The sequence below is a fragment of the Streptomyces sp. NPDC020996 genome, from assembly GCF_040641355.1.
In the GTDB taxonomy this organism is placed as follows: domain Bacteria; phylum Actinomycetota; class Actinomycetes; order Streptomycetales; family Streptomycetaceae; genus Streptomyces.
Genome location: NZ_JBFADM010000005.1, coordinates 130629 through 155356 on the forward strand (window position 1 = coordinate 130629; position 24728 = coordinate 155356).

The 24728-nt window shown below is 72.3% G+C and carries 21 protein-coding genes; 10 read left to right on the forward strand and 11 right to left on the reverse strand.

Annotation, left to right across the window (positions count from 1 at the left end):
• Nucleotides 1-2: 2 nt before the first annotated feature.
• From hisB to hisD, 3 genes are read right to left on the reverse strand one after another with little or no spacing between them, the layout of a single operon-like run.
• Nucleotides 3-596: an imidazoleglycerol-phosphate dehydratase HisB gene (gene hisB / locus AB0G63_RS05855; protein WP_324783696.1), complete on the reverse strand. Its 594-nt coding sequence runs from the start codon at nt 594-596 to the stop codon at nt 3-5.
• Nucleotides 593-1702 (reverse strand): histidinol-phosphate transaminase, encoded by a 1110-nt coding sequence (locus AB0G63_RS05860; RefSeq protein WP_360744848.1) that lies wholly within the window; start codon nt 1700-1702, stop codon nt 593-595. Before AB0G63_RS05860 ends, hisB begins: the two co-directional genes overlap by 4 nt.
• Nucleotides 1699-3024, reverse strand: coding sequence for a histidinol dehydrogenase (gene hisD, locus AB0G63_RS05865; protein ID WP_360744851.1), 1326 nt, complete (start codon nt 3022-3024; stop codon nt 1699-1701). Before hisD ends, AB0G63_RS05860 begins: the two co-directional genes overlap by 4 nt.
• A gap of 206 nt (nt 3025-3230) precedes the next feature.
• Between hisD and AB0G63_RS05870 the strand changes: the two genes are divergently transcribed.
• The 4 genes from AB0G63_RS05870 (at nt 3231) to ybaK (ending at nt 7298) form a co-directional block, all read left to right on the forward strand.
• Complete coding sequence (locus AB0G63_RS05870; protein ID WP_360744854.1) at nt 3231-4808, forward strand: oxidoreductase; 1578 nt, start codon at nt 3231-3233, stop codon at nt 4806-4808.
• 174 nt (nt 4809-4982) lie between these two features.
• Nucleotides 4983-6011 (forward strand): hypothetical protein, encoded by a 1029-nt coding sequence (locus AB0G63_RS05875; protein ID WP_360744857.1) that lies wholly within the window; start codon nt 4983-4985, stop codon nt 6009-6011.
• A gap of 11 nt (nt 6012-6022) precedes the next feature.
• A complete protein-coding gene (locus tag AB0G63_RS05880) occupies nt 6023-6763 on the forward strand; it encodes an LON peptidase substrate-binding domain-containing protein (RefSeq protein WP_360744860.1) in 741 nt (246 codons plus the stop codon).
• Between the two features lie 28 nt (nt 6764-6791).
• Nucleotides 6792-7298 carry a Cys-tRNA(Pro) deacylase gene (ybaK, locus tag AB0G63_RS05885; RefSeq protein ID WP_360745137.1) on the forward strand — a complete coding sequence of 169 codons (507 nt, stop codon included), beginning with the start codon at nt 6792-6794 and terminating at the stop codon, nt 7296-7298.
• Between the two features lie 200 nt (nt 7299-7498).
• On the opposite strand, the gene AB0G63_RS05890 is transcribed toward ybaK, so the two are convergent.
• The 4 genes from AB0G63_RS05890 to AB0G63_RS05905 form a co-directional block, all read right to left on the reverse strand.
• Nucleotides 7499-8188 (reverse strand): AAA family ATPase, encoded by a 690-nt coding sequence (locus AB0G63_RS05890; protein WP_360744863.1) that lies wholly within the window; start codon nt 8186-8188, stop codon nt 7499-7501.
• Nucleotides 8189-8222: 34 nt separating this feature from the next.
• Nucleotides 8223-9044, reverse strand: coding sequence for an ABC transporter permease (locus tag AB0G63_RS05895; RefSeq protein ID WP_360744866.1), 822 nt, complete (start codon nt 9042-9044; stop codon nt 8223-8225).
• Between the two features lie 61 nt (nt 9045-9105).
• Nucleotides 9106-10080 carry an ABC transporter ATP-binding protein gene (locus tag AB0G63_RS05900; RefSeq protein ID WP_360745140.1) on the reverse strand — a complete coding sequence of 325 codons (975 nt, stop codon included), beginning with the start codon at nt 10078-10080 and terminating at the stop codon, nt 9106-9108.
• 174 nt (nt 10081-10254) lie between these two features.
• Complete coding sequence (locus AB0G63_RS05905) at nt 10255-11466, reverse strand: NYN domain-containing protein (protein ID WP_360744869.1); 1212 nt, start codon at nt 11464-11466, stop codon at nt 10255-10257.
• A 225-nt stretch (nt 11467-11691) separates the two neighbouring features.
• On the opposite strand from AB0G63_RS05905, the gene AB0G63_RS05910 reads away from it, so the two are divergent.
• A complete protein-coding gene (locus AB0G63_RS05910) occupies nt 11692-11853 on the forward strand; it encodes a hypothetical protein (protein WP_360744872.1) in 162 nt (53 codons plus the stop codon).
• Nucleotides 11854-11927: 74 nt separating this feature from the next.
• Here AB0G63_RS05910 and dnaE read toward each other — a convergent pair whose 3' ends face one another.
• Complete coding sequence (dnaE, locus tag AB0G63_RS05915; protein WP_360744875.1) at nt 11928-15467, reverse strand: DNA polymerase III subunit alpha; 3540 nt, start codon at nt 15465-15467, stop codon at nt 11928-11930.
• A gap of 204 nt (nt 15468-15671) precedes the next feature.
• Here dnaE and AB0G63_RS05920 point away from each other — a divergent pair, with 204 nt between their 5' ends.
• The 4 genes from AB0G63_RS05920 to AB0G63_RS05935 all read left to right on the forward strand — a co-directional run bounded on the left by AB0G63_RS05920 (nt 15672) and on the right by AB0G63_RS05935 (nt 20463).
• Nucleotides 15672-17021 (forward strand): DUF2252 domain-containing protein, encoded by a 1350-nt coding sequence (locus AB0G63_RS05920; RefSeq protein ID WP_360744878.1) that lies wholly within the window; start codon nt 15672-15674, stop codon nt 17019-17021.
• Between the two features lie 67 nt (nt 17022-17088).
• Nucleotides 17089-17781 carry a hypothetical protein gene (locus AB0G63_RS05925; RefSeq protein WP_360744881.1) on the forward strand — a complete coding sequence of 231 codons (693 nt, stop codon included), beginning with the start codon at nt 17089-17091 and terminating at the stop codon, nt 17779-17781.
• 77 nt (nt 17782-17858) lie between these two features.
• Complete coding sequence (locus AB0G63_RS05930) at nt 17859-18701, forward strand: thioredoxin domain-containing protein (RefSeq protein ID WP_360744884.1); 843 nt, start codon at nt 17859-17861, stop codon at nt 18699-18701.
• A gap of 91 nt (nt 18702-18792) precedes the next feature.
• Nucleotides 18793-20463 carry an alkaline phosphatase D family protein gene (locus tag AB0G63_RS05935; protein WP_360744887.1) on the forward strand — a complete coding sequence of 557 codons (1671 nt, stop codon included), beginning with the start codon at nt 18793-18795 and terminating at the stop codon, nt 20461-20463.
• Between the two features lie 4 nt (nt 20464-20467).
• Here AB0G63_RS05935 and AB0G63_RS05940 read toward each other — a convergent pair whose 3' ends face one another.
• The gene (locus AB0G63_RS05940; protein ID WP_360744890.1) at nt 20468-21109 is read right to left on the reverse strand and encodes a dienelactone hydrolase family protein; all 642 of its coding nucleotides are present in this window, start codon (nt 21107-21109) and stop codon (nt 20468-20470) included.
• Between the two features lie 38 nt (nt 21110-21147).
• Between AB0G63_RS05940 and AB0G63_RS05945 the strand changes: the two genes are divergently transcribed.
• Nucleotides 21148-22290 (forward strand): mechanosensitive ion channel domain-containing protein, encoded by a 1143-nt coding sequence (locus tag AB0G63_RS05945; RefSeq protein ID WP_360744893.1) that lies wholly within the window; start codon nt 21148-21150, stop codon nt 22288-22290.
• A gap of 12 nt (nt 22291-22302) precedes the next feature.
• On the opposite strand, the gene AB0G63_RS05950 is transcribed toward AB0G63_RS05945, so the two are convergent.
• Both AB0G63_RS05950 and AB0G63_RS05955 read right to left on the reverse strand, forming a co-directional pair.
• Nucleotides 22303-23043: an SDR family oxidoreductase gene (locus tag AB0G63_RS05950; RefSeq protein ID WP_360744896.1), complete on the reverse strand. Its 741-nt coding sequence runs from the start codon at nt 23041-23043 to the stop codon at nt 22303-22305.
• 77 nt (nt 23044-23120) lie between these two features.
• Nucleotides 23121-24707 carry a Na+/H+ antiporter gene (locus AB0G63_RS05955; protein ID WP_360744899.1) on the reverse strand — a complete coding sequence of 529 codons (1587 nt, stop codon included), beginning with the start codon at nt 24705-24707 and terminating at the stop codon, nt 23121-23123.
• Nucleotides 24708-24728: the final 21 nt, after the last annotated feature.

The window sequence follows — 24728 nt, forward strand, 5'->3', positions numbered from 1 at the left end:
GGCTACAGCGCGCCCTTCGTGGACGGCAGGATGCCCGCCGCGCGCGGGTCGCGCTCGGAGGCGTACCTGAGGGCCCGCGCCAGCGCCTTGAACTGGCACTCCACGATGTGGTGGGCGTTGCGCCCGTAGGGCACGTGCACGTGCAGCGCGATCTGGGCCTGGGCGACGAAGGACTCCAGGATGTGCCGGGTCATCGTGGTGTCGTACTCGCCGATCATCGGCGCCATGTTCTCGGGCTCGGTGTGCACGAGGTAGGGGCGGCCGGAGAGGTCGACGGTGACCTGGGCGAGGGACTCGTCCAGCGGGACGGTGCAGTTGCCGAAGCGGTAGATGCCGACCTTGTCGCCGAGCGCCTGCCTGAAGGCGGCGCCCAGGGCGAGGGCGGTGTCCTCGATGGTGTGGTGCGAGTCGATGTGCAGGTCGCCCTCGGTCTTCACGGTGAGGTCGAACAGGCCGTGCCGGCCGAGCTGGTCGAGCATGTGGTCGTAGAAGCCGACGCCGGTCGACACGTCGACCTTGCCGCTGCCGTCGAGGTCGATCTCGACGAGCACCGACGTCTCCTTGGTGACCCGTTCCACGCGTCCCACGCGGTTCATGCGCTCTGCTCCTTCTTCATGTCACGTACCGCGTCGAGGAACGCGTCGTTCTCCTGCGGGGTGCCGGCGGTGACCCGCAGCCATCCCGGTACGCCGTTGTCCCGGACCAGGACGCCTCGGTCGAGGATCTGCTGCCAGGCGGCGCGGGAGTCCTCGAACCGCCCGAACTGCACGAAGTTCGCGTCGGACTCGGTGACCTCGAAGCCGAGCGCGCGCAGTTCGGCGACCAGCCGGTCGCGTTCCGCCTTCAGCTGCTCGACGTAGCCCAGCAGCGTGTCGGTGTGCTCCAGCGCGGCGAGCGCGGTCGCCTGGGTGACGGCGGAGAGGTGGTAGGGCAGCCGGACGAGCTGGACGGCGTCCACGACGGCCGGGTGCGCGGCGAGGTAGCCCAGGCGCAGGCCGGCCGCGCCGAACGCCTTCGACATCGTCCGGGAGACCACCAGGTTCGGCCGGCCGTCGAGCAGCGGCAGCAGCGACGCGTGGTGGCTGAACTCGACGTACGCCTCGTCCACGATCACCATCGACGGCTTCGCCGCCTGCGCGGCGTCGTACAGCGCGACGACCGTCTCGGGCGCGACCGCGTTGCCCGTGGGGTTGTTGGGCGTGGTGACGAAGACGACGTCGGGCGCGTGCTCGGCGATCCACCGCTCGGCGGCGGGCAGGTCGACGGTGAAGTCCTCGTTGCGCGGACCGGAGACCCAGCCGGTGCCGGTGCCGCGCGCGATGAGGCTGTGCATCGAGTACGACGGTTCGAAGCCGAGCGCGGTGCGGCCCGGCCCGCCGAAGGTCTGCAGCAACTGCTGGATGACCTCGTTGGAGCCGTTGGCGGCCCAGACGTTGGCCGGGCCGACCTGGTAGCCGGTCGTGTCGGTGAGGTACTCGGCGAGCTGCGTGCGCAGCTCGACGGCGTCGCGGTCCGGGTAGCGGTTGAGGCCGCGGGCCGCATCGCGCACCCGCTCGGCGATCCGCTCGACCAGCGGCTCGGGCAGCGGGTAGGGGTTCTCGTTGGTGTTCAGCCGTACCGGCACGTCCAGCTGGGGCGCGCCGTAGGGGGACTTGCCGCGCAGTTCGTCCCGTACGGGCAGGTCGTCGATGGTGAAGCTCACTTGCTCGCCGGTACCTTCCATCCGAACCGCGCCTTGATCGCCGCGCCGTGCGCGGGCAGGTCCTCCGCCTCCGCCAGGGTCACCACGTGGTGCGCGACCTCGGCCAGCGCGTCCTTGGTGTAGTCCACGATGTGGATGCCGCGCAGGAAGGACTGCACGGACAGGCCCGAGGAGTGGCAGGCGCAGCCGCCCGTGGGCAGGACGTGGTTGGAGCCGGCCGCGTAGTCGCCCAGCGACACCGGCGCCCAGGGACCGACGAAGATCGCGCCGGCGTTCTTCACCCGGTCGGCGACCTCGACGGCGTGCTCGGTCTGGATCTCCAGGTGCTCGGCGCCGTAGGCGTCGACGACCTTGAGGCCTTCCTCGACGCCGTCGACCAGCACGATCGCGGACTGCCGGCCGGCCAGGGCCGGGCGGATCCGGTCCTCGACGTGCTTGGTGGCGGCCACCTGCGGTTCGAGTTCCTTCTCCACCGCCTCGGCGAGTTCCACGGAGTCGGTGACGAGGACGGCGGCGGCGAGCGGGTCGTGCTCGGCCTGGCTGATCAGGTCGGAGGCGACGTGCACCGGGTCGGCGGTGGAGTCCGCGAGGATCGCGATCTCGGTGGGACCGGCCTCGGCGTCGATGCCGATCTTGCCGGTGAAGTACCGCTTGGCGGCGGCGACCCAGATGTTGCCGGGGCCGGTGACCATGTCGGCGGGCGGGCAGGACTCGGTGCCGTAGGCGAACATCGCGACGGCGGTGGCGCCGCCGGCCGCGTAGACCTCGTCGACGCCGAGCAGCGCGCAGGCGGCGAGGATCGTGGGGTGCGGCAGCCCGCCGAAGTCGGCCTGGGCCGGGGAGGCGAGCGCGATCGACTCGACGCCGGCCTCCTGCGCGGGCACCACGTTCATGATCACGGAGGAGGGGTAGACCGACCGGCCGCCGGGCGCGTACAGGCCGACCCGCCCGACCGGCACCCACTTCTCGGTGACCGTGCCGCCGGGCACGACCTGGGTGGTGTGGGTGGAGCGGCGCTGGGCGCGGTGGACGAGCCGGGTGCGCCGCACGGACTCCTCCAGGGCCGCGCGCACGGCCGGGTCGAGTTCCTCCAGGGCGCGGGTGAGGGCCTCGGCGGGAACCCGGAGCCGGTCGAGCTTGACGCCGTCGAACTTCTCGGCGAAGTCGATCAGCGCCGCGTCGCCCCGATGATGCACGGCCTCGCAGATCGGACGCACCTTCTCGAGGGCGGCCTGAACGTCGAAGTCGGCTCGGGGCAGCAGGTCGCGCAGGGCGGGGCCCTCGGGAAGGGCGTCGCCGCGCAGATCGATTCGGCAGATCACGGGGTCAATTCTCGCAGACCCGCGTCGGGCGCCGTCCGCGCGTATCAATGGCTGATACGGAGGCTGCTACAGACCGTGATGGATCCCCGGCAATCTTCCTCACTTTGAGTGTCACTTTGAGTGTTCATCCGGTCACAGAACGGGCATCACGGAGGCAGGAACAGATGTGCGGTGTCCATGGAGCGGACGAGGGAGATGCAACGGACGTGACCGAAGGGGCCGGTGTGCGCGCCGGAGAATTACCGGACGACCTGAGCGTCGCGGAGGCCGGCATGTGGCAGGCCTTCCGCAACGGCAGCATGTATGACCTCAGCAGCGGGGACGCGGTCGTCGACGACCCGCACGGCGGGCACCCGTGGGGGCCCGAGCGGACCGTGCGGGCGCGCATCGTGTGCTGGCTGCTGCTGGACGGGCCGCCCGCGTTGGCCGGCCGGGTGTCCTCGCTGAAGCTGTCCGGTGTGCGGATCAGCGGCACCCTGGACCTCGCCGGCGGCATAGTGGTGCCGTACGTGGAGATGCGCGGCTGCCGTTTCGAGCGGGACGTCCTGCTGCCGGAGGCCCGCTTCACGACCGTACGGCTGATCGACTGCTCCGTGCCCCGCCTGGAGGCCGCCCGGGTGCACACGGAGGGCGACCTGCACCTGCCGAGGTGCCGGTTCCGCGGCGGGGTGCGGCTCACCGACGCCCGGATCGGCACGGACCTGATGCTCAACCAGGCCGTCGTGCACCGCGACCGCAGCGGCCGCTCGATCGCCGGGGACGGGCTGTCGGTGGGCCAGGACCTGCAGGCCGAGCTGCTGGAGTCGCACGGCGAGCTGAGCCTGCGCAGCGCGAAGATCGGCGTCTCGCTGAGCCTGCGCGGCGCCAGGCTGGCCAACCCCACCGCGCGGCTGGCGCTGAACGCCCCGCAGCTGACCGTGGAGCGCACCCTGTACCTGACCCCGGCGGGCGTCGGCAGCCCGCTGCTGAGCGGCACGACCCCGGAGCGCGGCACCCGGATCCAGCGGTTCGAGTGCCTGGGCGGGGTGCGGCTGGACGACGGGCGGTTCGGGGACGCGGTCGACTTCGAGCGGGCCCGGTTCGTCTTCACCGACGGCCAGGAGCTGTCGCTGCGCCGGGTGCAGACGCCCGAGCTGCGCTTCCTCGGGGAGGCGCCGCAGCGGGGCAAGGTCGTGCTGTCGGGCGCGCGGGTGGTCAACCTGGTCGACCGGGCGAGCGCGTGGCCGGGCCCGGGCAACCTGCAGATGGGCGGTTTCACGTACGAGAACCTGGTGCCCAGGGGCCCGTTCCCGCTGGCCGAGCGGCTGGACTGGGTGGCCGCGGCGACCGCCGAGTACAACCCGGAACCGTACGAGCGGCTGGCCTCCGTGCTGCGGGCCGGCGGCGAGGACGAGGACGCCCGCGAGGTGCTGCTGGCCAAGCAGCGCCGGCGCCGCGAGACCCTGCCGCCCGCGGCCAAGCTGTGGGGCTACGCGCAGGACTGGACGGTGGCCTACGGCTACCGGCCCGGCCGGGCCGCGGTGTGGATGGCGGTGCTGTGGGCGGCGGGTTCCCTGGCCTTCGCGCACGCGAGCCATCCGCCGGCCGCGGACGCCGGGGCCCCGGTCTGGAACCCCGCCCTGTTCGCCCTGGACCTGCTGCTGCCGGTCATCGACCTCGGCCAGGCCGGCTTCTGGCGGCTGTACGGCGGCTGGCAGTGGCTGGCGACGGCGATGATCCTGCTGGGCTGGGTGCTGGCGACGACGGTGGCGGCGGGCGCGACACGGCTGCTGCGGCGGAACTGAGGGCACGCCCGGACAGTGGAGCCGGAGACGGGCCCGCACAGGTGGCGAACAGGCGCCGGACAGGCACCGGACAGGCGCCCGACAGCCACCCTTTATCCTCCCTTGCCCTTCCCGCGTACAACCTTCCGTGACGTGCCGATGCCCTCTGGCGCGAGGCTGACCTGCGGTCTTTCAATGGTCGGCACCATGGCTCCGCTCCCCCCGTTCATCCGCCCGGGCCGGATGCACCGGACCCCCCGCCCCGCCGCCGCGGTGCCGGCCGACGACGAGGTGCTGCTCGACGTGCCGGACGACCGGCTGGCGCCCGCGCTGGTCGCGGCCGCGCGCGGCGAGCACGGACCCGCCTCCGCGCTGCTCGCCGCCACCCGCGCGGACGCCGACTGGGAGAGCCGCGACCGTTACACGAGACGGCTCGCGGGCTTCGCGCGCTCCCGCGGCGAGTGGCTGGAGGCCTGGCACGCCGCCGCCCCGCGGGACCCGGACGCGCTGCTCGTCGAGGCCCAGCTGGCGGTGGACCGCGCCTGGGACTCCCCGGCGCGGGCGGAGCTGCTGCGCGAGGTGAGCCCGCTGATCACGGCCGCCGCGCGCGGCGACGACCGCGACCCGGTGCCGTGGCGGATCGCGCTGGACCACGCGCGCGGCGCGCGGGCCGGGCACAAGTACTTCGAGGAGCTGTGGGAGGCCGCGATGCGCCGCGCCCCGCTCCACTACGGCTGCCACGTGGCGGCCCTGTGCTACCTCGCCGACTCCTGGCGCGGCTCCCACCCGGAGTGCTTCGACTTCGCCGACCTGGCCGCCCAGGACGCCCCCGCGGACTCCCTCGTGCAGGCGCTGCCCGCGCGGGCGGCCCTGTCGTATCTGGCCGACGGCTCGGGCGCCGGGGTGGCGCGGGAGCGGCTGGACGCGGCGGCCGACCGCGCGATCGCGCTGTCCGCCCGCTTCCCGGCCGCCGACCCCTGGCCGGCCGAGATCCGTAACAAACTGATGTACGTCCTGCTCCGGCTGGAGCGCTGGGAGGACGCCCGCGCCCAGCTCGGCCTGATCGGCCCGTATGCCACGTCCTACCCCTGGGACCGGGTCTCGGACGACCCCCTGGCCGCCTTCCTGAGAGCACGCGACGAGATCCACTCGGCGGGTCCCGCACAGCCGTCCGGGCATCCACTCGGTGGGCGTGCCGGACGCGCACGCCCCCGCGGCCATTAGGCTTCTGCGCCGTGACCACCGTCCGGCTTCCGCTCTTCCCCCTGAACTCGGTGCTGTTCCCGGGGCTGGTGCTGCCTCTCAACGTCTTCGAGGAGCGCTACCGCGCCATGATGCGCGAACTGCTGAAGACGCCCGAGGAGGAACCACGCCGGTTCGCCGTCGTGGCGATCCGCGACGGCCACGAGGTGGCCCTCAGCGCGCCCGGCATGCCGGACCCCACCGCGCTGCCGGAGCGCGGCCCGACGGCGGGCTTCGGCCCCGACCCGGCGAAGTCGTTCCACCGGATCGGCTGTGTGGCGGACGCGGCGACCGTCCGCGAACGCGCCGACGGCACCTTCGAGGTGCTGGCGACGGGCACCACCCGGGTGCGCCTGCTGTCGGTCGACGCGTCGGGTCCGTTCCTGACGGCGGAGCTGGAGACGCTCGAGGAGCAGCCGGGCGACGAGGCCGGGGCCCTGGCCGAGGGCGTGCTGCGCGCCTTCCGGCAGTACCAGAAGCGCCTGGCGGGCGCCCGGGAACGGTCGCTGGCCACGGGTGCGGAGCTGCCGGACGAGCCGTCCGTGGTGTCGTACCTGGTCGCGGCGGCGATGGTGCTGGACACGCCGACCAAGCAGCGGCTGCTGCAGGCTCCGGACACCGCGTCCCGGCTGCGTGACGAGCTGAAATTGCTTCGCTCCGAGACGGCGGTCCTCCGTAGTCTGCCGTCACTGCCGGCGGCGGACCTCACCCGTGGTCCGACCAGCCTCAACTGACGAAACCCTGAGGACCGTGAAGGCCGGGATGGCGAAGAAGTCGAAGAAACAGCAACAGCAGTCCGCAGGCACGCCCGCGACGGTTGCCCTCGCCGCCGCGGGCGTGCCGTACACGGTCCACTCCTACGACCACGACCCCGCCCACGCCTCCTACGGGCAGGAGGCGGCGGAGGCGATGGGCGTGTCGCCGGAGCGGGTGTTCAAGACGCTGGTGGCGGACGTGGACGGCCGGCTGACGGTGGCCGTCGTCCCGGTCGCGGGCCAGCTGGACCTCAAGGCGCTCGCCTCCGCGGTCGGCGGCAAGCGCGCCGCGATGGCGGACCCGGCCCTCGCCGAGCGCACCACGGGCTACGTCCGCGGCGGCATCTCCCCGCTGGGGCAGCGCAAGAAGCTGCCCACGGTCCTGGACGCCTCGGCGCACGGCCACGCCACGATCTGCGTGTCGGCGGGCCGCCGCGGCCTGGAGATCGAGCTGTCCCCCGCGGATCTGGCCGGGCTCACGGAAGCGGTCGTGGCGCCGATCGGGCGGGCGTGACCCTTCGACGCGCCCCTCGACACGCGCTTCGACGCGCCCCTCGACACGCGCTTCGAGGCGGAACAGGTCCCCGGCCGAGTGCCGGGGACCTGCCGAAGCGGTCGTGGGGGACCTGCCGAAGCGGTCGTGAAGGGGTCGTGCTGACGCCGGTGGCGCCCCGCGGGGGCCGCTCCGCGCCCGCGGGCGCCGGCCCACCCGACTCACGCCAGCGGGGCCCCGTAGGGATCCTTCCCGGCGTTGCCCTGCTCGTACGGTTCGGGGTCCCGCGGCCCGAACAGCGCCGTCAGCCCGAGGTGCGCCAGCAGCGCCGCCAGCGACCACGCCAGCAGCGCTCCCTTCGCCCCCAGCTTCAGCGGCGCCGAGAACCTGACTCCCTCGCCCACCTGCTTGGCGTGGGCGATCACGTCCTGGGCGGGCCCGAGCCAGACCCCGAGCCGCCAGGCCAGCAGGGAGCCGAGCAGCCCGCCGACCCCCAGCCCCACGGTCAGCGGCACTCCGCCGCGCCTGCGCGCCAGGAACACCGCGGCGGCGCTCACCGCGCCGAACGCCAGCGCGAGCAGGGTGAACGTTCCGTCGACCCCGATCGCCTGCTCCCCCTCGCTGTCGGCGAGGTAGACGACCCAGCTCTTGTCGACGGCGTCCCCGACCAGGGGCACGTGCGGCGCCAGCCACCACCACAGCAGGCCGAGCGGCACCCCGCCGAGCGCCACCGCCACCGCGACGACGGCGGCCTCCCGCACTTCGGTCTTCATTCCGGGGCCGTCCTGTCCGTACGTGCCGTACCCGGCGGCCTCGGGCGCCGAAGCCGTGTGTCCGGGAGGCGAGGCCTGCCATGCGTCGTGCGGGGAGTGTTCGTGCGGCGGTGGAGGCGGAGTCAACGGTGCGGTCACCCTGCCATCGTGCCAGGCGCGTCGGGACGGCGCGTCACCGGACGGCCGCCCTGCGGTACGCCCAGGTGGCCACCGCCAGCGACAGCACGCCGACCACCCCGCAGACGGCGAGGTCGCCGAGGACGAACGCCCAGTCGGGACGCGCCCCGAAGGTCCGGGCGAGGGCCTCCACCCCGTACGTCGACGGCAGCAGGTCGCGGGCGAGCCGTACCACCTCCGGCATCCGGTCGGCCGGCAGCACCCCGAGCAGCAGCGCCGCGGACATGCCCAACTGGCCGAGCAGCGTCGCCAGCTCCGGCCGCGGCGCGAGCAGACCCAGCGCGGCGCCCAGCCCGGCCAGCGCCGCCCCGGCCAGCGGGATCACGGCGGCGAGCACCCACAGGTGGGTCAGCGGCAGGCCGAACAGCACGCAGCCGAACACGGCGGTCACCACGGTCCCCGGCACGGTGAACGACGCGTACGCCCCCGCCGCGCCCAGCACCACCGACGCCGGCGGCACCGGCAGCGTGGCGTAGTGGTCGAGCCCGCCGCCGGCCCGCAACTGCCCGAAGTACTGCGCGAGCAGATTCAGCGCGACGAACGCCACGACGAGCACCGACGACCCGGCCACCACCGACCTGGCCTCACCGCCGCCGCTCACGACCCCGCGCATCAGGATCATGATCCCGACCGACTGGAAGGTCGCCACGAACAGCAGCGGGATCCGCGCGACCCGCGCCCGCGACAGCTGCGCCCGGTACACGGCCACGAGGGACGGCCACAGCCGCGCCCGCGGTCCCAGCTCGGCCGCGCCGCGGGCGGACTCCGGCTCGCCCACGGCCGCGCCCGGCGCGACATCGGCGGGTACGACACTCACGTCGTGCTGCTCCTCTTCGCTCCGGCGGCCCTGTCGACTACGGATGCGACGGCCCGTGTGCTCATGCCTTCACCAGTCCCTGCCGCGCGGCGCCGCCCAGCGCCAGGTACACGTCCTCCAGGCTCGGGGTGGCCAGCGTGAAGTCGTCCAGCGCGGCGAAGGCGGCCCCGCCGGTGACGGTGGCGACGGCCGCGCGGGCCTCCTCGGGCGCGAGCCGCAGGGTCCAGCGGCGGCCGGACTCGGTGGCCCGCTCCCGGAGCGCGGCGACCCCGGGCACGTGCAGCGGTGCCTGCTCGCGCCACACCAGGTCGACGCGGACCTCCCCGGCGACCTGCTCCTTGAGCCCGCCGGGGGTGTCGCAGGCGATCACGCGTCCCCGGTCGAGGACGGCGACCCGGTCGAGAACGGTCTCGGCCTCGATGACGTTGTGGGTGACGAGCAGCACGGTCGCCCCGTGCTCGGCCCGCCGCCGGTCCACGGCGGCCCACACGGCGCGCCGCGCCACCGGGTCCATCCCGGTGGTCGGCTCGTCCAGCACGAGCAGCGGCCGCCGGCCGACCAGCGCGGCGGCGAAGCACGCCAGCCGCCGCTGCCCGCCGGAGAGCTTCTTCAGCGGCCGCCCGGCGATGGGCGCGAGGCCCAGTTCGTCGAGGACGTCGTCCCGCTCGGCCCGCGCCTGCCGGGCCGGGAGCCCGCGCAGCCGCCCGGTCGTCTCGGCGGCCAGCGCCACGGTCAGCTCGTCGAGGGCGGTCGACTCCTGCCCGAGGTAGGCGAGGATGCGCGCCGCCCGTTCCGGGTGCCGCACGATGTCGTGGCCGAGGATCTCGACGCTCCCCGCGTCGGGACGCATCAGCCCGGTCAGCTGCCGCACCAGGGTGGACTTGCCGGCGCCGTTCGGCCCGAGGAGCCCGAAGACCTCACCGCGCCGGACGTCCAGCCGCACGTCGTCGACGGCCCGCACCGCGGGTGTTCCGGGAGCGCCCCGCCGGCCGCGCACCGCCGGGTAGGTCTTGGTCAGCCCGCGCACCGCGCACACGACATCGTCGCCGTGCCGAAGTGCCTGTGCCGCGCGCGTACTCACAAAGGACGAGGGTACGTCGTCCGCGCGCACCGCCAGGTCTCGGGTCGGTCGACAACAGCGCATGCGCCGGTAAAGAACCGCCGGTGGAGAGCGGTGGACAGCGGCGGAGAGCGGGAGAACGGTGGAGACCTACTCGGCCGCCGGCCCGCGCTCGGTGCCCGTCCGGGCGTCGAGCTCCCGCCAGAAGCCGGCCCGGATGGCGTAACGGTCGTGCTCGTCGATCTGGTCGTCCTTGTGGGCGAGCAGCCCGAACCGCGCCGCGTACCGCAGCAGCTCCCCGTCGATCCGGTGCGGGATGCGCGGGTACATGCCGGACAGCCGCTGCAGATGGCTCTGGTCCCCCAGCCGCCCGATCCACCGTCGGGCGAACACCTGTCCGACCTCGTAGGGATCGCCGCCGACCGTGGTGATGTCCTCCTCCCGGTCGGCCCACCGTTGCTCCGCCGTGGTCAGCTGCGCCAGCGTCGGCATGGAGGCGGCCTCGGGCGGCTCGACGGCCGGCCGGTCGACCCACCCCCGGTCGGAGGACCAGCGCAGCGTCGCGCTCGCGGGCTGCGGGGCGGGCTGCACGCCGGGGGCGCGCATCGCCGCCAGGTCCTTGGGGGTCGGCACGCCCTTGGGCGCGGACGCCCGCTCCTGCGTGCCGTTCCGGGGGGCGGCGGCCGCCGGGGGGTGCTCGCCCGCCTCGGCTGGCCGCTCGGCGGCCCCGAGCGCGGACTCCGGCAGCGGCGCGGACAGGATCGCGGCGATCTCCGGCCGCGGCGCGGGCGGCGGCGCGCAGACCCCGCCGACCTCCTTGGCCCGTACCGCCTTGGTGATCCAGGCGCGGTCCAGGACGCGCCGCTCGTCGGCCTCGGCGACCAGGTCCTCGGACTGGTTGTAGTCGCCGTCGGCGGCCTGCACGGCCCACAGGTGCACGGCGACCCCGTGCTCCTTGGCCGCCATCATGCCCGGCAGCAGGTCGCCGTCGCCGGTGACGAGGACGATGTCGGAGCAGGCGCGGTTGCGGGCCAGCTCGGTCAGCTCGGCGTGCATGGCGGCGTCCACGCCCTTCTGGGCCCAGCGTCCGTCGCTGCGGGTCAGCGCGCCGAGCCGGACGGTGACCCGGGGCATCACACGCAGCCTGCGGTGCTCGGGCTGCGGGACGCGGTCGGGGGCGCCGTCGAACCAGTAGATGCGCAGCAGCGGCCGTTCCGTCTCGGACTCGGCGCGCTCGCGCAGCCCCTGGATGAGAGCGGTGTGGTCGACGGTGATCCGCGACCGGGAGGGCTCCCCGGCGAGCAGACTGGCGGCGGCCCCCAGCAGATACCCGGCGTCCACCAGGACGATGCAGCGGTCCACGCGATCCACCCTCTTTCCGGGAGGTTTGCTTCGGGCTTGCTTCGAGTCTGCCCGACAGCACGGGGGTAAACGGCCGGAACTCGATCTTCGGCGTGGCGTTTCGGGGCCGCGCGCTCCCATGACCCCTGTCACGCACGGTAATTGTCCGACATGCGCACCTTGTAAGCCTATGTGAATCTGATCCCGTCCCTGGCCCCCAGATGCCCCACAAGGAGGCAGATTTCCATGGCCAAGAACAAGAACCGCAAGCAGGGCGGGAACCAGATGCGCAGCCAGCGGCAGGCTCCCGAGCGCGCCGAGCAGCAGACCGCGGTGGCCACCGAGGCGTCCAGCCCCGCAGACGTCGTCGAGCACGGCCGCAAGCCGAAGAAGCTCGGCCACAACTGACCGGGCCGCGCCCGCCCGGCACGGACGCGAGGGGCGCACCCGCACCGGGTGCGCCCCTCGCGCGCTTTCGACGTTCAGCCCGCCAGGCAGGACGGGCCGAGCAGCACCTTCAGATCGCCGAACAGCGCCGGGTCCGGCTTCACCCGGTGCCGGTCCAGGCGCAGGACCGTCGTCCTGGTCGGGCCCTGGAGCTTGATGCGGACCTCGCTGTCGCCCCTGTGGTGGCTGAGGATCTCGCCGAGGCGGCTGACCATCGGCGGGGTCACCTTCACCGCCGGGATGGTGAGCACCACGGGCGCGTTGGTGCCCGCGTTGGACAGGTCGGGGACCTGCAGCTCCATCGCGACGAGCCGGGGCACGTCCTCGCGCTTGTCGAGGCGGCCCTTGACGAACACGACCGCGTCCTCGACGAGTTGGGTCGACACCAGCTGGTAGGTGGCCGGGAAGAACATGCACTCGATGGAACCGGCGAGGTCCTCGACCGTGGCGATCGCCCAGGCGTTGCCCTGCTTGGTCATCTTGCGCTGCAGGCCCGAGATGATGCCGCCGATCGTCACGACCGCGCCGTCGGCGTGCTCACCGCCGGTGAGCTGGGCGATGCCCGCGTCCGCCTTGTCCGACAGCACGTGCTCCAGGCCGAACAGCGGGTGGTCGGAGACGTAGAGACCGAGCATCTCCCGCTCCTGGGCGAGCAGGTACGTCTTGTCCCACTCGTCGGTGCCGAACTCCACGTCCAGCCCGAAGCCGGGCTCGTCGTTCTGCTCCTCCCCCATCCCGCCGAAGAGGTCGAACTGTCCCTCGGCCTCCTTGCGCTTGACCGCGACCACGTTGTCGATCATCGGCTCGTACTGCGCCGTCAGCCCCTTGCGGGTGTGGCCCAGGGAGTCGAAGGCGCCGGCCTTGATCAGCGATTCCGTGGTGCGCTTGTTGCAGACCACCGCCTCGACCTTGTCGAGGTAGTCGGGGAAGGAGGCGTACTTCCCCTTGGCCTTGCGGCACTTGATGATCGACTCGACGACGTTGGTGCCGACGTTGCGGACGGCGGAGAGGCCGAAGAGGATCACGTCGTCGCCCTGGGCGGCGAAGTTGGCCTCGGACTCGTTGACGTTCGGCGGCAGCACCCGGATGCCCATGCGGCGGCACTCGTTGAGGTAGACCGCCGACTTGTCCTTGTCGTCCTTCACGGAGGTCAGCAGGGCCGCCATGTACTCGGCGGGGTGGTTCGCCTTGAGGTAGGCGGTCCAGTACGACACCAGGCCGTACGCGGCCGAGTGCGCCTTGTTGAACGCGTACCCGGCGAAGGGGACCAGCACGTCCCACAGCGCCTGGATGGCCTCGTCGCTGTAGCCGTTCTTGCGGGCGCCGGCCTGGAAGATGGTGAAGTTCTTGGCCAGCTCGTCGGGCTTCTTCTTGCCCATCACGCGGCGCAGGATGTCGGCCTCGCCGAGCGAGTAGCCGGCGATGATCTGGGCGGCCTTCTGCACCTGCTCCTGGTAGACGATCAGGCCGTAGGTGACGTCCAGGACCTCCTTGAGCGGCGCCTCCAGCTCGGGGTGGATCGGCGTGATCTCCTGCTGCTTGTTCTTGCGCAGCGCGTAGTTCGTGTGGGAGTTCATGCCCATCGGGCCCGGCCGGTACAGGGCGGAGACGGCGGAGATGTCCTCGAAGTTGTCCGGCTTCATCAGGCGCAGCAGCGAGCGCATGGGGCCGCCGTCGAACTGGAAGACGCCGAGCGTGTCGCCGCGCTGGAGCAGGTCGAAGGTCGTGGGGTCGTCCAGCGGGAGCGACAGCAGGTCGATGTCGATGCCCTTGTTGGACTTCACCATCTTGACGGCGTCGTCCATGATCGTGAGGTTGCGCAGGCCGAGGAAGTCCATCTTCAGCAGGCCGAGCGACTCGCAGCTCGGGTAGTCCCACTGGGTGATGGTCACGCCGTCGGTGTGCCTGACCCAGACGGGGACGTGCTCGGTGATGGTCTCGCTGGACATGATCACGCCGGCGGCGTGCACGCCCATCTGCCGCACCAGGCCCTCGACGCCCTTGGCGGTGTCGATGACCTTCTTCACGTCCGGCTCGTTCTCGTACATCGCCCGCACCTCGCCCGCCTCGGAGTAGCGGGGGTGGGCGGGGTCGGTGATGCCGGACAGCGGGATGCCCTTGCCGAGGACGTCGGCGGGCATGGCCTTGGTGATGCGGTCGCCCATCGCGTACGGGTAGCCCAGCACGCGCGCGGAGTCCTTGATGGCGTTCTTGGCCTTGATGGTGCCGTAGGTGCCGATCATGGCGACCTTGTCGGCGCCGTACTTCTCCGTCACGTACCTGATCACCTCGACGCGCCTGCGCTCGTCGAAGTCGATGTCGACGTCGGGCATGGAGATGCGCTCGGGGTTGAGGAACCGCTCGAAGATCAGGCCGTGCGGGATCGGGTCGAGGTCGGTGATGCCCATGGCGTAGGCGACGATCGAGCCGGCCGCGGACCCACGGCCGGGGCCGACCGCGATGCCGTTGTTCTTGGCCCACATGATGAAGTCGGCGACGACGAGGAAGTAGCCGGGGAAGCCCATCGAGATGATGACGTCCATCTCGTAGTCGGCCTGCTTCTGGCGGTCCTCGGGGATGCCGCCCGGGTAGCGGCGCTCCATGCCGCGGCGGACCTCCTCCTTGAACCAGGTGACCTCCGTGTAGCCCTCGGGGATGTCGAACTTGGGCATCAGGTCGCGCTTCTCGAACATGCCGGTGGTGTCGACCTGTTCGGCCACCAGCAGGGTGTTGCGGCAGCCCTCCTGCCAGGCGTCCGAGGAGTCGATGGCGTACATCTCGTCGGTGGACTTCAGGTAGTAGCCGGTGCCGTCGAACTTGAAGCGGTCGGGGTCGGAGAGGTTCTTGCCGGTCTGGATGCACAGCAGGGCGTCGTGGGCGCCGGCCTCGTGCGCGTACGTGTAGTGCGAGTCGTTGGTGACCAGGGGCGGGATGCCGAGCTTCTTGCCGATGTCGAGCAGGCCGTCGCGGACCCGGCGCTCGATCTCGATGCCGTGGTCCATCAGCTCCAGGAAGTAGCGGTCCTTGCCGAAGATGTCCTGGTAGTCGGCGGCCGCCTTCAGCGCCTCGTCGTACTGGCCGAGGCGCAGGCGGGTCTGGAGCTCGCCGGAGGGACAGCCGGTGGAGGCGACGATGCCCTCGGACCAGTGGGCGATGGTCTCCTTGTCCATCCGGGGCCACTTCTGCAGCCAGCCCTCGGCGTACGCGTCCGAGGAGAGCCGGAAGAGGTTGTGCAGCCCGGTGCTGTTCACCGCCCACATCGTCTTGTGGGTGTAACCGCCGGAACCGGACACGTCGTCCCGCTTCTGGTGCGGCTGGCCCCACTGGATCTTGCGCTTGTTGCGCCGGGACTCGGGGGCGACATACGCCTCGATCCCGATGATCGGGGTGATCCCGGCCTTCTTCGCGGAGTGGTAGAAGTCGTACGCGCCGTGGAGGTTGCCGTGGTCGGACATGGCGATGTGCGTCATGCCCATCTCGTTGCAGGCGTTGAACATGTCCTTCAGCCGCGCGGCACCGTCCAGCAGCGAGTACTGGGTGTGGACGTGCAGGTGCGTGAACGGCGGCTTCGACACGGTTCGGCCTCCAAGGGAAACACGGGACGACGGGCTGGCGGACAGTCCTGGGGTCAGCGTCGAAGTCTATGCCTCGGCACTGACACGCGCGGGCCTTCGGCGCGTACCTTCATGCGTGGGTCACGGGCACTCCCGCGTACCTTCTCCCGTTGGACGTGACGACTCTCTCGTCACTCAATGTCATGCACCAGGAGGCACCCAGCGATGCCGGTCCCCCAGCTCAACGACGAGCAGCGCGGCGAGGAGATCCTCGCCGTCTTCGACACCGCCTTCGGCGAGCTCCTGGCCGCCGATCCGGCCGCGTTCCGCGTGAAGTTCCGGAAGATGGCGTCCTCGGCCTTCGCGTTCTACCGGGGGACGGCCTGCCTCTTCTACCACGACCTGGACGCGGAGCACGCCGGGCGCGGCGACGGGCGGACCTTCAGCGGCCCGTACCTGGACGAGCGCACCTCGCGGGTGTGGATCCACGGCGACCTGCACGCGGAGAACTTCGGCACCTACCTGGACGCCAACGGCCGCCTGATCTTCAACGTCAACGACTTCGACGAGGCGTACGTCGGCCCCTTCACCTGGGACCTGAAGCGCTTCGCCGCCTCGATCGCGCTGATCGGCTACGCGAAGGCGCTCAGCGACGGCCAGATCGGCGAACTGGTGGGGATCTACGCGGGCGCGTACCGCGAGCGCGTGCACGCCCTGGCCACGGGCGCCAAGAGCGACGAGGTGCCGCCCTTCACCCTGGACACCGCGCAGGGCCCGCTGCTGGACGCGCTGCGCGACGCCCGGTCCCTGACCCGCTTCGGGCTGCTGGAGTCGATGACGGAGATCCGCGACTTCGAGCGCCGGTTCGCGCCGGGCGGCGGCTCCATCGAGCTGGACGCCGCCACCCGCTACAAGGTGCTGGCGGCCTTCGACGGCTACCTGGAGACGCTGCCGGAGGCGTCCCTGGCCCGCCCGGACTCCTACCGGGTCAAGGACGTCGTCGGCCGCCGCGGCATCGGCATCGGGTCGGCCGGGCTGCCGTCGTACAACATCCTGCTGGAGGGGCACACCGACGCCCTGGAGAACGACGTCGTGATCTACATCAAGCAGGCCCAGACCCCGGCGGTCTCCCGCCACGTCACCGACCCGGCGATCCGCGACTACTTCCAGCACGAGGGCCACCGCACGGTGATCTCCCAGCGCGCCCTGCAGCAGCACGCCGACCCCTGGCTGGGCTGGACCGAGCTGGACGGGGCGGGCCAGCTGGTCGCCGAGGTCTCGCCGTACGCCGTGGACCTGGACTGGGGCGACATCGACGACCCGGAGGAGATCGCCCAGGTGGTGGCCGATCTCGGCCGGGCCACGGCGACCATGCACTCCGCGGCGGACGACACCTCCGGCGAGTCGCTGGTGCCCTTCTCCACCGAGCGGGCGATCGACGCGGCGATCGCCGCCGACGAGGACGGCTTCGCGGGCCTGCTGGTGGACTTCGCGCACGACTACGGCGCACGCGCGCGTGCCGACCACCAGATCTTCGTGGACCTGTTCCGCAACGGCCGGATCCCGGGTCTGTGACGGATCGTGCCTCACAGGGACCCTTTAGGGGTCCCTTACGGCACGGCGTGACAGACTCTCCTGCGCTATGGACATATCCGGGACCCCGCTGAGAGCCGTGCGCGCGGCCGTGTTCACGGCGCTCGTCGTGACGCTCAGCACCACGTCGCACGTGCTGCTGTCACGGGTCCCGCTGCCGCTGAGCACGGTGGCCGCGGTCGCCGCCGCCGTGTTCGCGGCCGCCTACGCGCTGGCCGGCGGCGAGCGCGGCTTCGGGCGCATCGCCGCCGCGCTGGTCCCGCTGGAGCTGGCCGCCGACACGGTCTTCACCACCGGACAGCACCTCTGCTACGGCCGCGCGGGCGGCCCGGTCGCGGGCCCCCTGCGTTCCGTCGGCTTCGACGTGCTGTGCGGCAACCGCACCGAGGTCGGCAGCCCGCTGGCGCACGTGACGGGCACCGGCGCCGACCGGCTCGCCGTACTGCTCGCCCACGCCGACCCGGCGACCGCCTGGCTGCTGCTCGGCGCGCACGTCGCCGTGGGGCTGCTGGCCGCCGCCTGGCTGCGCCGCGGTGAGCGGGCCCTGGCCCAGCTGCTGCGGGCGGTCGCCGCGACCACGTTCCGGCCGCTGCTGCTCGCGGCGGCCGCGGTGGCCGTCCGGCCCGCCGAGGCGCAGGGGCGCCTGCGGCGTCCCGTCCGCCGGTCCGCCGTCGTCCGCGACCGGCTTCTCGTGCACTCCCTGGGACGGCGTGGACCGCCGTGCTCGGCCGCGTTCGCCTGAACCACAGTCGAGTACCAGCAGACCCCCACACGTATCCCGCGCACCACACATGCGCGTCCCACATGGAGATCACCGATATGAGCAAGCGGAACACCCAGTCGGCCAAGACGGCGGCCCGTGAGCGGCTGAGGCAGGAGCGCGAGCGCCAGGCCAAGCGGGCCAAGGTCAAGCGGCAGGTCATCGTGGCCTGTTCGGTCGTCGCCGTGCTGGCCGCGGCCGGCGGCATAGGCTACGCCGTCGTCCAGGCGAACAAGCCCGGCCACTGGGAGGCCGTGAAGGACGACAAGGTCGTCGCGCCGGCCAACACCACGGGCACGAACGGCACGACGGTCGTCATCGGCAAGGCGAGCGCCAAGAAGACGCTGAAGATCTACGAGGACCCCCGCTGCCCGATCTGCGCCCAGTTCGAGGAAACCGTCGGCCCGACCGTGAAGAAGGACCTCGACAGCGGCAAGTACAAGCTCCAGTACGTCGGCGGCACGTTCCTCGACGGCGACTCCCTCGGCAAGGGCCAGATCGGCTCGCGCGGCGAGGGCTCCAAGAACGCGATGAGCGCCATGGGCGCCGCGCTGAACGTCAGCGACGAGGCGTTCCTGGAGTACAAGACCGCGCTCTACTCCAAGAAGTGGCACCCCGACGAGTCGGACGACAAGTTCAAGAGCGACGACTACCTCATCAAGGTCGCCCAGACCGTTCCCGCCCTGAAGGACAACGCCGGCTTCCAGAACGCGGTGAAGAAGGGCACCTACGACGCCTGGGCGCTCGCCATGTCGAAGACCTTCGACACCAACAAGGACGGCGTCACCGGCACCCCGAGCCTCGTCATGAACGGCAAGATGCTCACCGCCGACGGCAACGGCAACCCGCCCATGACGGTGGCCCAGTTCAACCAGGTGGTCGGCGCGGCCCTCAAGGGCTGACGGACCGTCCGAGGCGACCTTCAGCGGAAGAGCGGGCGAACTTTCCGAGTTCACCCGCTCCCGTTCATACCGATCAGTAACCTGATCGGTCGTGACCAGTCGATACAGAGCATCCGCGCCCGCCGAGAGCGTCAACTCGCTTTCGCCGCGCCGCCGTACGATCGTCAAGGCCGCCGCGGCCACCGCCGTTCTGGCCGGTCCGCTGGCCGCCGCGCTGCCCGCCCGCGCGGCCGCCGGCACCCCCGCCTTCCTGCACGGCGTCGCCTCCGGCGACCCACTGCCCGACGGCGTCCTGCTGTGGACCCGGGTGACCCCCACCGCCGAGGCCGTGCCCGGCTCCGGGCTCGGCCCGGACACCGAGGTCGGCTGGGTCGTCGCCCGGGACAAGGCGTTCACGGACATCGTCACCGAGGGGTCCGTCACCGCGACCGCCGCCTCCGACCACACCGTCAAGGCCGACGTCCGCGGCCTTGAGCCGGCCACCGACTACTGGTTCCGCTTCTCCGCGGGCGGCACCGACTCCCCGCCGGCGCGCACCCGCACCGCGCCGGCGGCGGACGCGGCGGTGTCCGGCCTGCGCTTCGGCGTGGTCTCCTGCGCCAACTGGGAGGCCGGCTGGTTCTCCGCGTACCGCCACCTCGCGGCCCGCGGCGACCTGGACGCCTGGCTGCACCTCGGGGACTACATCTACGAGTACGGCAGCGGCGACTACGGCACCCGCGGGACCGTCGTACGGCCGCACGCGCCCACCCACGAGATCCTCACCCTCGCCGACTACCGCACCCGCCACGGCAGGTACAAGACCGACCCCGATCTGCAGGCGCTGCACCACAAGGCGCCGGTCATCGCGATCTGGGACGACCACGAGTTCGCCAACGACGCCTGGTCGGGCGGCGCCGAGAACCACACCGAGGGCGCCGAGGGCAGCTGGTCGGCCCGTCAGGCGGCGGCCAGGCAGGCCTACTTCGAGTGGATGCCGGTGCGCCCGGCGACCGCCGGCACCACCTACCGCCGGCTGCGCTTCGGCAGGCTCGCCGACCTGTCGCTGCTCGACCTGCGCTCGTTCCGCTCGCAGCAGGTCAAGGTCGGCAACGGCTCGGTGGACGACCCGGACCGCACGATCACCGGGCGCGCCCAGCTCGACTGGCTGAAGGCGGGGCTGAAGACGTCCGACACCACCTGGCGGCTGGTCGGCAACTCGGTGATGATCTCGCCGTTCGCCGTCGGCTCCCTCTCCGCCGACCTGCTGAAGCCGCTCGCCGAGTTGCTCGGGCTGCCGAAGGAGGGCCTCGCCCTCAACACCGACCAGTGGGACGGCTACACCGACGACCGGCGGGAGCTGCTGGCCCACCTGCGGTCCAACGCCATCCGCAACACCGTCTTCCTCACCGGCGACATCCACATGGCGTGGGCCAACGACGTGCCCGTGGACGCCGGCACCTATCCGCTGTCCGCCTCGGCCGCCACGGAGTTCGTGGTCACCTCGGTGACCTCCGACAATCTGGACGACATCGTGAAGGTCCCCGAGGGCACGGTCTCCGCGATCGCCGCGCCGGTCATCAAGGCCGCCAACCGGCACGTCCACTGGGTCGACACCGACCGGCACGGCTACGGCGTCCTGGACGTCACGGCCGAGCGCGCGCAGATGGACTACTACGTCCTGTCCGACCGCACGTCGGCGAACGCGACCTCGTCGTGGGCCCGCTCCTACCGCACCCGCAGCGGCACGCAGAAGGTGGAACGGACCTACGACCCGGTGTAGCGGATCACCGGAGCGACTCCAGGAAGCCGAGCGCCGTCCGCCAGGTGGCCTCGGCCGCCTCCTCGTCGTAGTCCGGCAGGCCGGGGTCGGTGTACAGGTGACCGGCCCCGGCGTACCGGTACACCTCGATATCGGCGCCCGCCCTGCCCATCCGCAGGTACCAGGCGCTCAGCCAGTCGTCGGGCTCGAACGCGTCCGGCTCGGCCACGTGCAGCTGGACCGGCAGGCCGTCCGCGGAGGCGTTCGGCGCGACGTCGGAGGTGCCGTGCAGGAGCAGCAGCCCGCGCGCCTTCTCGTCGCCGAGCGCCAGGGTCTGGGCGACGGCCGCGCCCAGGGAGAACCCGGCGTACACCAGTCCCCGTTCCGAGTAGGGGGCGGCGGCCAGCACGGCCCGTCTCAGCAGCTCGTCCTGGCCGATCTCGTCCTTGAAGGCCATGCCCTCCTCGACCGTGTCGAACGTGCGCCCCTCGAAGAGGTCCGGGATCCACACCTCGTGTCCGGCGTCGCGCAGCCGGTCCGCGGCCTGACGCACCGCGGGCCTGAGGCCGTAGGTGGAGTGAAAGAGCATGAGGTTCATGGGGCCATGGTGCCAGCGGGGTACGACAACGCGTGCTCGCGGCCGTACCCAGGAACGCGTGAAACTCACATGTTCGTGCCCGCCCGGGGCCGGTTAGGTTCGACGGCATGGAGAACGTACTGCGTCCGCTGATCGTGCTCGGCGGCTCGGTCGTGCTGACGCTGGCTGTCGGCTGGGTCACCGACCAGTTGCTGCGCAAGGCCGACGGGCGGCACCACGAGACCCCGCTGTGGGGTCTGCTGCGCCGTGCCCGCGTGCCCTACCAGCTCGTGCTGTGCGCGGCCCTCCTCAGAGGGTCCTACGACCAGGCGGACCTGCTGCCGCAGCACCGGGTCGGCGTCGGCCGGACCCTGACCCTGGTGCTGATCGGGTCGGCGGCCTGGCTGGTGATCCGGATCGCGGCGGCGGTCGTCGAGACGTCGTACAGCCGTTACGCCCGCGTCCACCGCGACCCGGCGCGGGTCCGGCGGGTCCGCACCCAGGTCGAGCTGATCATGCGGGTGGTCTCGGCGATCGTCGGCGTGGTGGCCGCGGCCGCGATGCTGCTGACGTTCCCGGCGATGCGGGCGGCCGGCGCCTCGCTGCTGGCCTCGGCCGGCATCCTCGGCATCGTCGCCGGTGTCGCCGCCCAGTCCACGCTCAGCAACATGTTCGCCGGGCTGCAGATCGCCTTCGGCGACATGGTGCGCATCGGCGACACGGTGGTGGTGGACGGCGAGTGGGGCACGGTCGAGGAGATCACGCTGACGTTCCTGACGGTGCGGACGTGGGACGAGCGCCGGATCACCATGCCGGTGTCGTACTTCACCTCCAAGCCGTTCGAGAACTGGTCGCGCGGCAGCAGTCAGATGACGGGCATCGTCTACTGGCACCTCGACCACTCGGCGCCGGTGGAGGCGATGCGCGAGCAGCTCCGCGACATCCTGCGCTCCTGCCCCGCCTGGGACGGCCGCGACTACGGCGTGGCCGTCACGGACTCCACCCCGAACACCATCCAGGTGCGGGCGCTGGTGACGGCGAAGGACGCGGACGACATCTGGACGGTGCGGGTGACGGTCCGCGAGCGGATGATCACCTGGCTGAGCGAGCACCACCCCTACGCGCTGCCCCGCGTCAACACGGCCGACGCGGCGCTGCCGCCGCCCCGGACGTCCGCGGACGGGATCCTGCGGGCGGCCCGGGACGGCGCGGCCCGGGACGGCGCCGCCGTGCGCCGCGCCCACGAGACGCCGCGGACCGGCCGGGGCTGAGCGGGCGCGGGCTCAGTGCCCGCGCTCCGCGCCGCCGTTGACCTGGACGATCTGCGAGGTGATGTGCCCGGCGCCCGGGGAGGCGAGCCAGTGCAGGGTCGCGGCGACGTCTCCGGGGGTGCCGACGCGCTTGTCCAGGGTTTCGCCGGCCAGCCGTTCGCGGCGGGCCGGGTCGATGCGCGGGCCGAAGAACCCGGTGCCCTCGATGTAGCCGGGCGCGACCACGTTCACGGTGATCCCGCGCGGCCCCAGCGTGCGGGCCAGGTCGTGGGCGTAGGGGTGCAGCGCGGCCTTGGCCCCGCCGTACGCCCCGCTGCCGGAGCCCCGGTAGGCGGCGATGGAGCTGATGAACAGCACCCGCCCGCCGGGCGAGGCCAGCCGGTCCTTCAGCCCCTCGGTGAGCAGCGCCGCGGTCAGGGTGTTGAGCCGGAAGTCGACGGTCCATTCGTGCGCGACGCGGTCGAGCGGGTCGTCGCCGCCGGCCGGCTCCTCGAGCTGCCCGTTGCCCCCGGCCCCGTGCACCAGTACGTCGACGGCGCCGAACTCCCGCTCCACGTGGGCGGCGAGTCCGCGCACGGCGCCCGGATCACTGAGATCGGCGGCGTAAGTCGACGCGCCGGGCACGTCCGCCCGCTCCAGCACGTCGCCCCGCCGCCCGACCAGCAGCACCCGGTCCCCGTCCTCGGCGAAGACGCGGGCCGCGGCGAGCCCGATCCCCGTACCGCCACCACTGATCACCACGTTGCGAGCCATGGACAGACCCTACAAACGGCCGGCCGCCGACGGCGAGCACCCTCGCCGTCGGCCACGCCGGTGCCGCGCCCGCCGCCTCACCGCATGCTGCGCACGTCGAGGTGGCGCAGCACCCGGTCCACCACCTCCGGATCGGCGCCCGGTTCGCTGCGCGCCGCCAGCACCTCGTGCCGTGCCGCGCTCAGCATCTCGTTCTGGATGCGCCGCACCCGCTTCAGCCGCCGTACCCGCATCTCGTGGTCCTCGCGCCGTTCGTCCTCCCCGATCTCCGGGCTGATGCGCAGTCCGATGTCGAAGGCCCGCCGCTGCATCTGCTCGGACAGCTCGTCCGGCAACTCCTCCACCTGCTCGATCTCCCGCAGCCGGCGCTTAGCCGCCTTCGCCGCCCGGGCCGCGAGCGCCTTCTCGAAGTCCTTCTCGCGTTCGGTGTCGGCGCGCACCCCGAGCCGCTTCACCAGCCACGGCAGCGTCAGCCCCTGGAGCACCAGGGTCGCCATGATCACCCCGAAGGCGATGAACACGATCTCGTCGCGGTCCGGAAAGGGCGAGCCGTCGTCGGTCGTCAGCGGGATCGCCAGCGCCAGCGCCACGGAGGCCACGCCCCGCATCCCGGACCACCACATGACGACGGTCTCCCGCCAGCTCGCCGGGATGTCCTCGTCGTGGTCCCGCCGGGCGTGCAGCCGTTTGGTGAGCCAGGTGGCCGGCAGCAGCCAGACCAGCCGCACCAGCACCACGACGACCACGACCGCCGCCGCCCAGCCGAGCATCTCGCCCCACCGCCCGGACGCCGTCCGGATCGCGTTGTGCAGTTCCAGTCCGATCAGCCCGAACGCCACACCGGTGACGAGCGTGTCGACGATGTTCCAGAAGGTGTGCCCGGCGAGCCGGATCATCACGTCGTCGGCGTCGGTGGCGTACTCGGCGAGGAACAGCGCGGTGGTCAGCACGGCGAGCACGCCCGAGCCGTGCAGCTCCTCCGCGAGCACGTAGGAGGCGTACGGCACCAGCAGCGTGAGCCCGATCTGCAGGGTGGCGTCCCCCAGCAGGTCCAGCAGCTTGTTGGCGCCCCAGCCGAGGCCCAGCCCCACCACGACGGCCACGACGGCGGACAGCACCAGGTCCAGCCCGGCCCGCCAGGGCGAGAAGGAACCGGTGACGACGGCGGTGATCGCGACGTGGTAGAGCACGATCGCCGTCACGTCGTTGAACAGGCCCTCGCCCTCCAGGATGGACACCAGCCGGCGCGGCAGCCCCAGCTGACCGGCGACCGCGGTCGCCGCGACCGGGTCGGGCGGCGCGACCAGCGCGCCGAGCGCGAAGGCGGCGGCGACCGGCAGCCCCGGCACGATCGCGGCGGCCACGGCGGCCACCGCGGCCATGGTGACGAACACCAGCGCCACGGCCAGCAGGAAGATCGGCCGCCGGTTGGCCGCGAACTGCCGCCAGGACGTCCGCCGCACCGCCGCGTACAGCAGGGGCGGCAGCAGCAGCGGCAGGATCAGCTCGGGCCGCACGTCGACGTTCGGGACGAAGTCGAGCACGGCGAGGACGATCCCGAGCAGCGTCATCAGCACCGGCGCCGGCAGACCGAACCGGTCTCCGACGGGGACGCTCACCAGGGCCCCGAGCAAGAGCACGAACAACAGGGCCAGTTGGTCCACGGTCAGCGCTCCGGGCGGGTC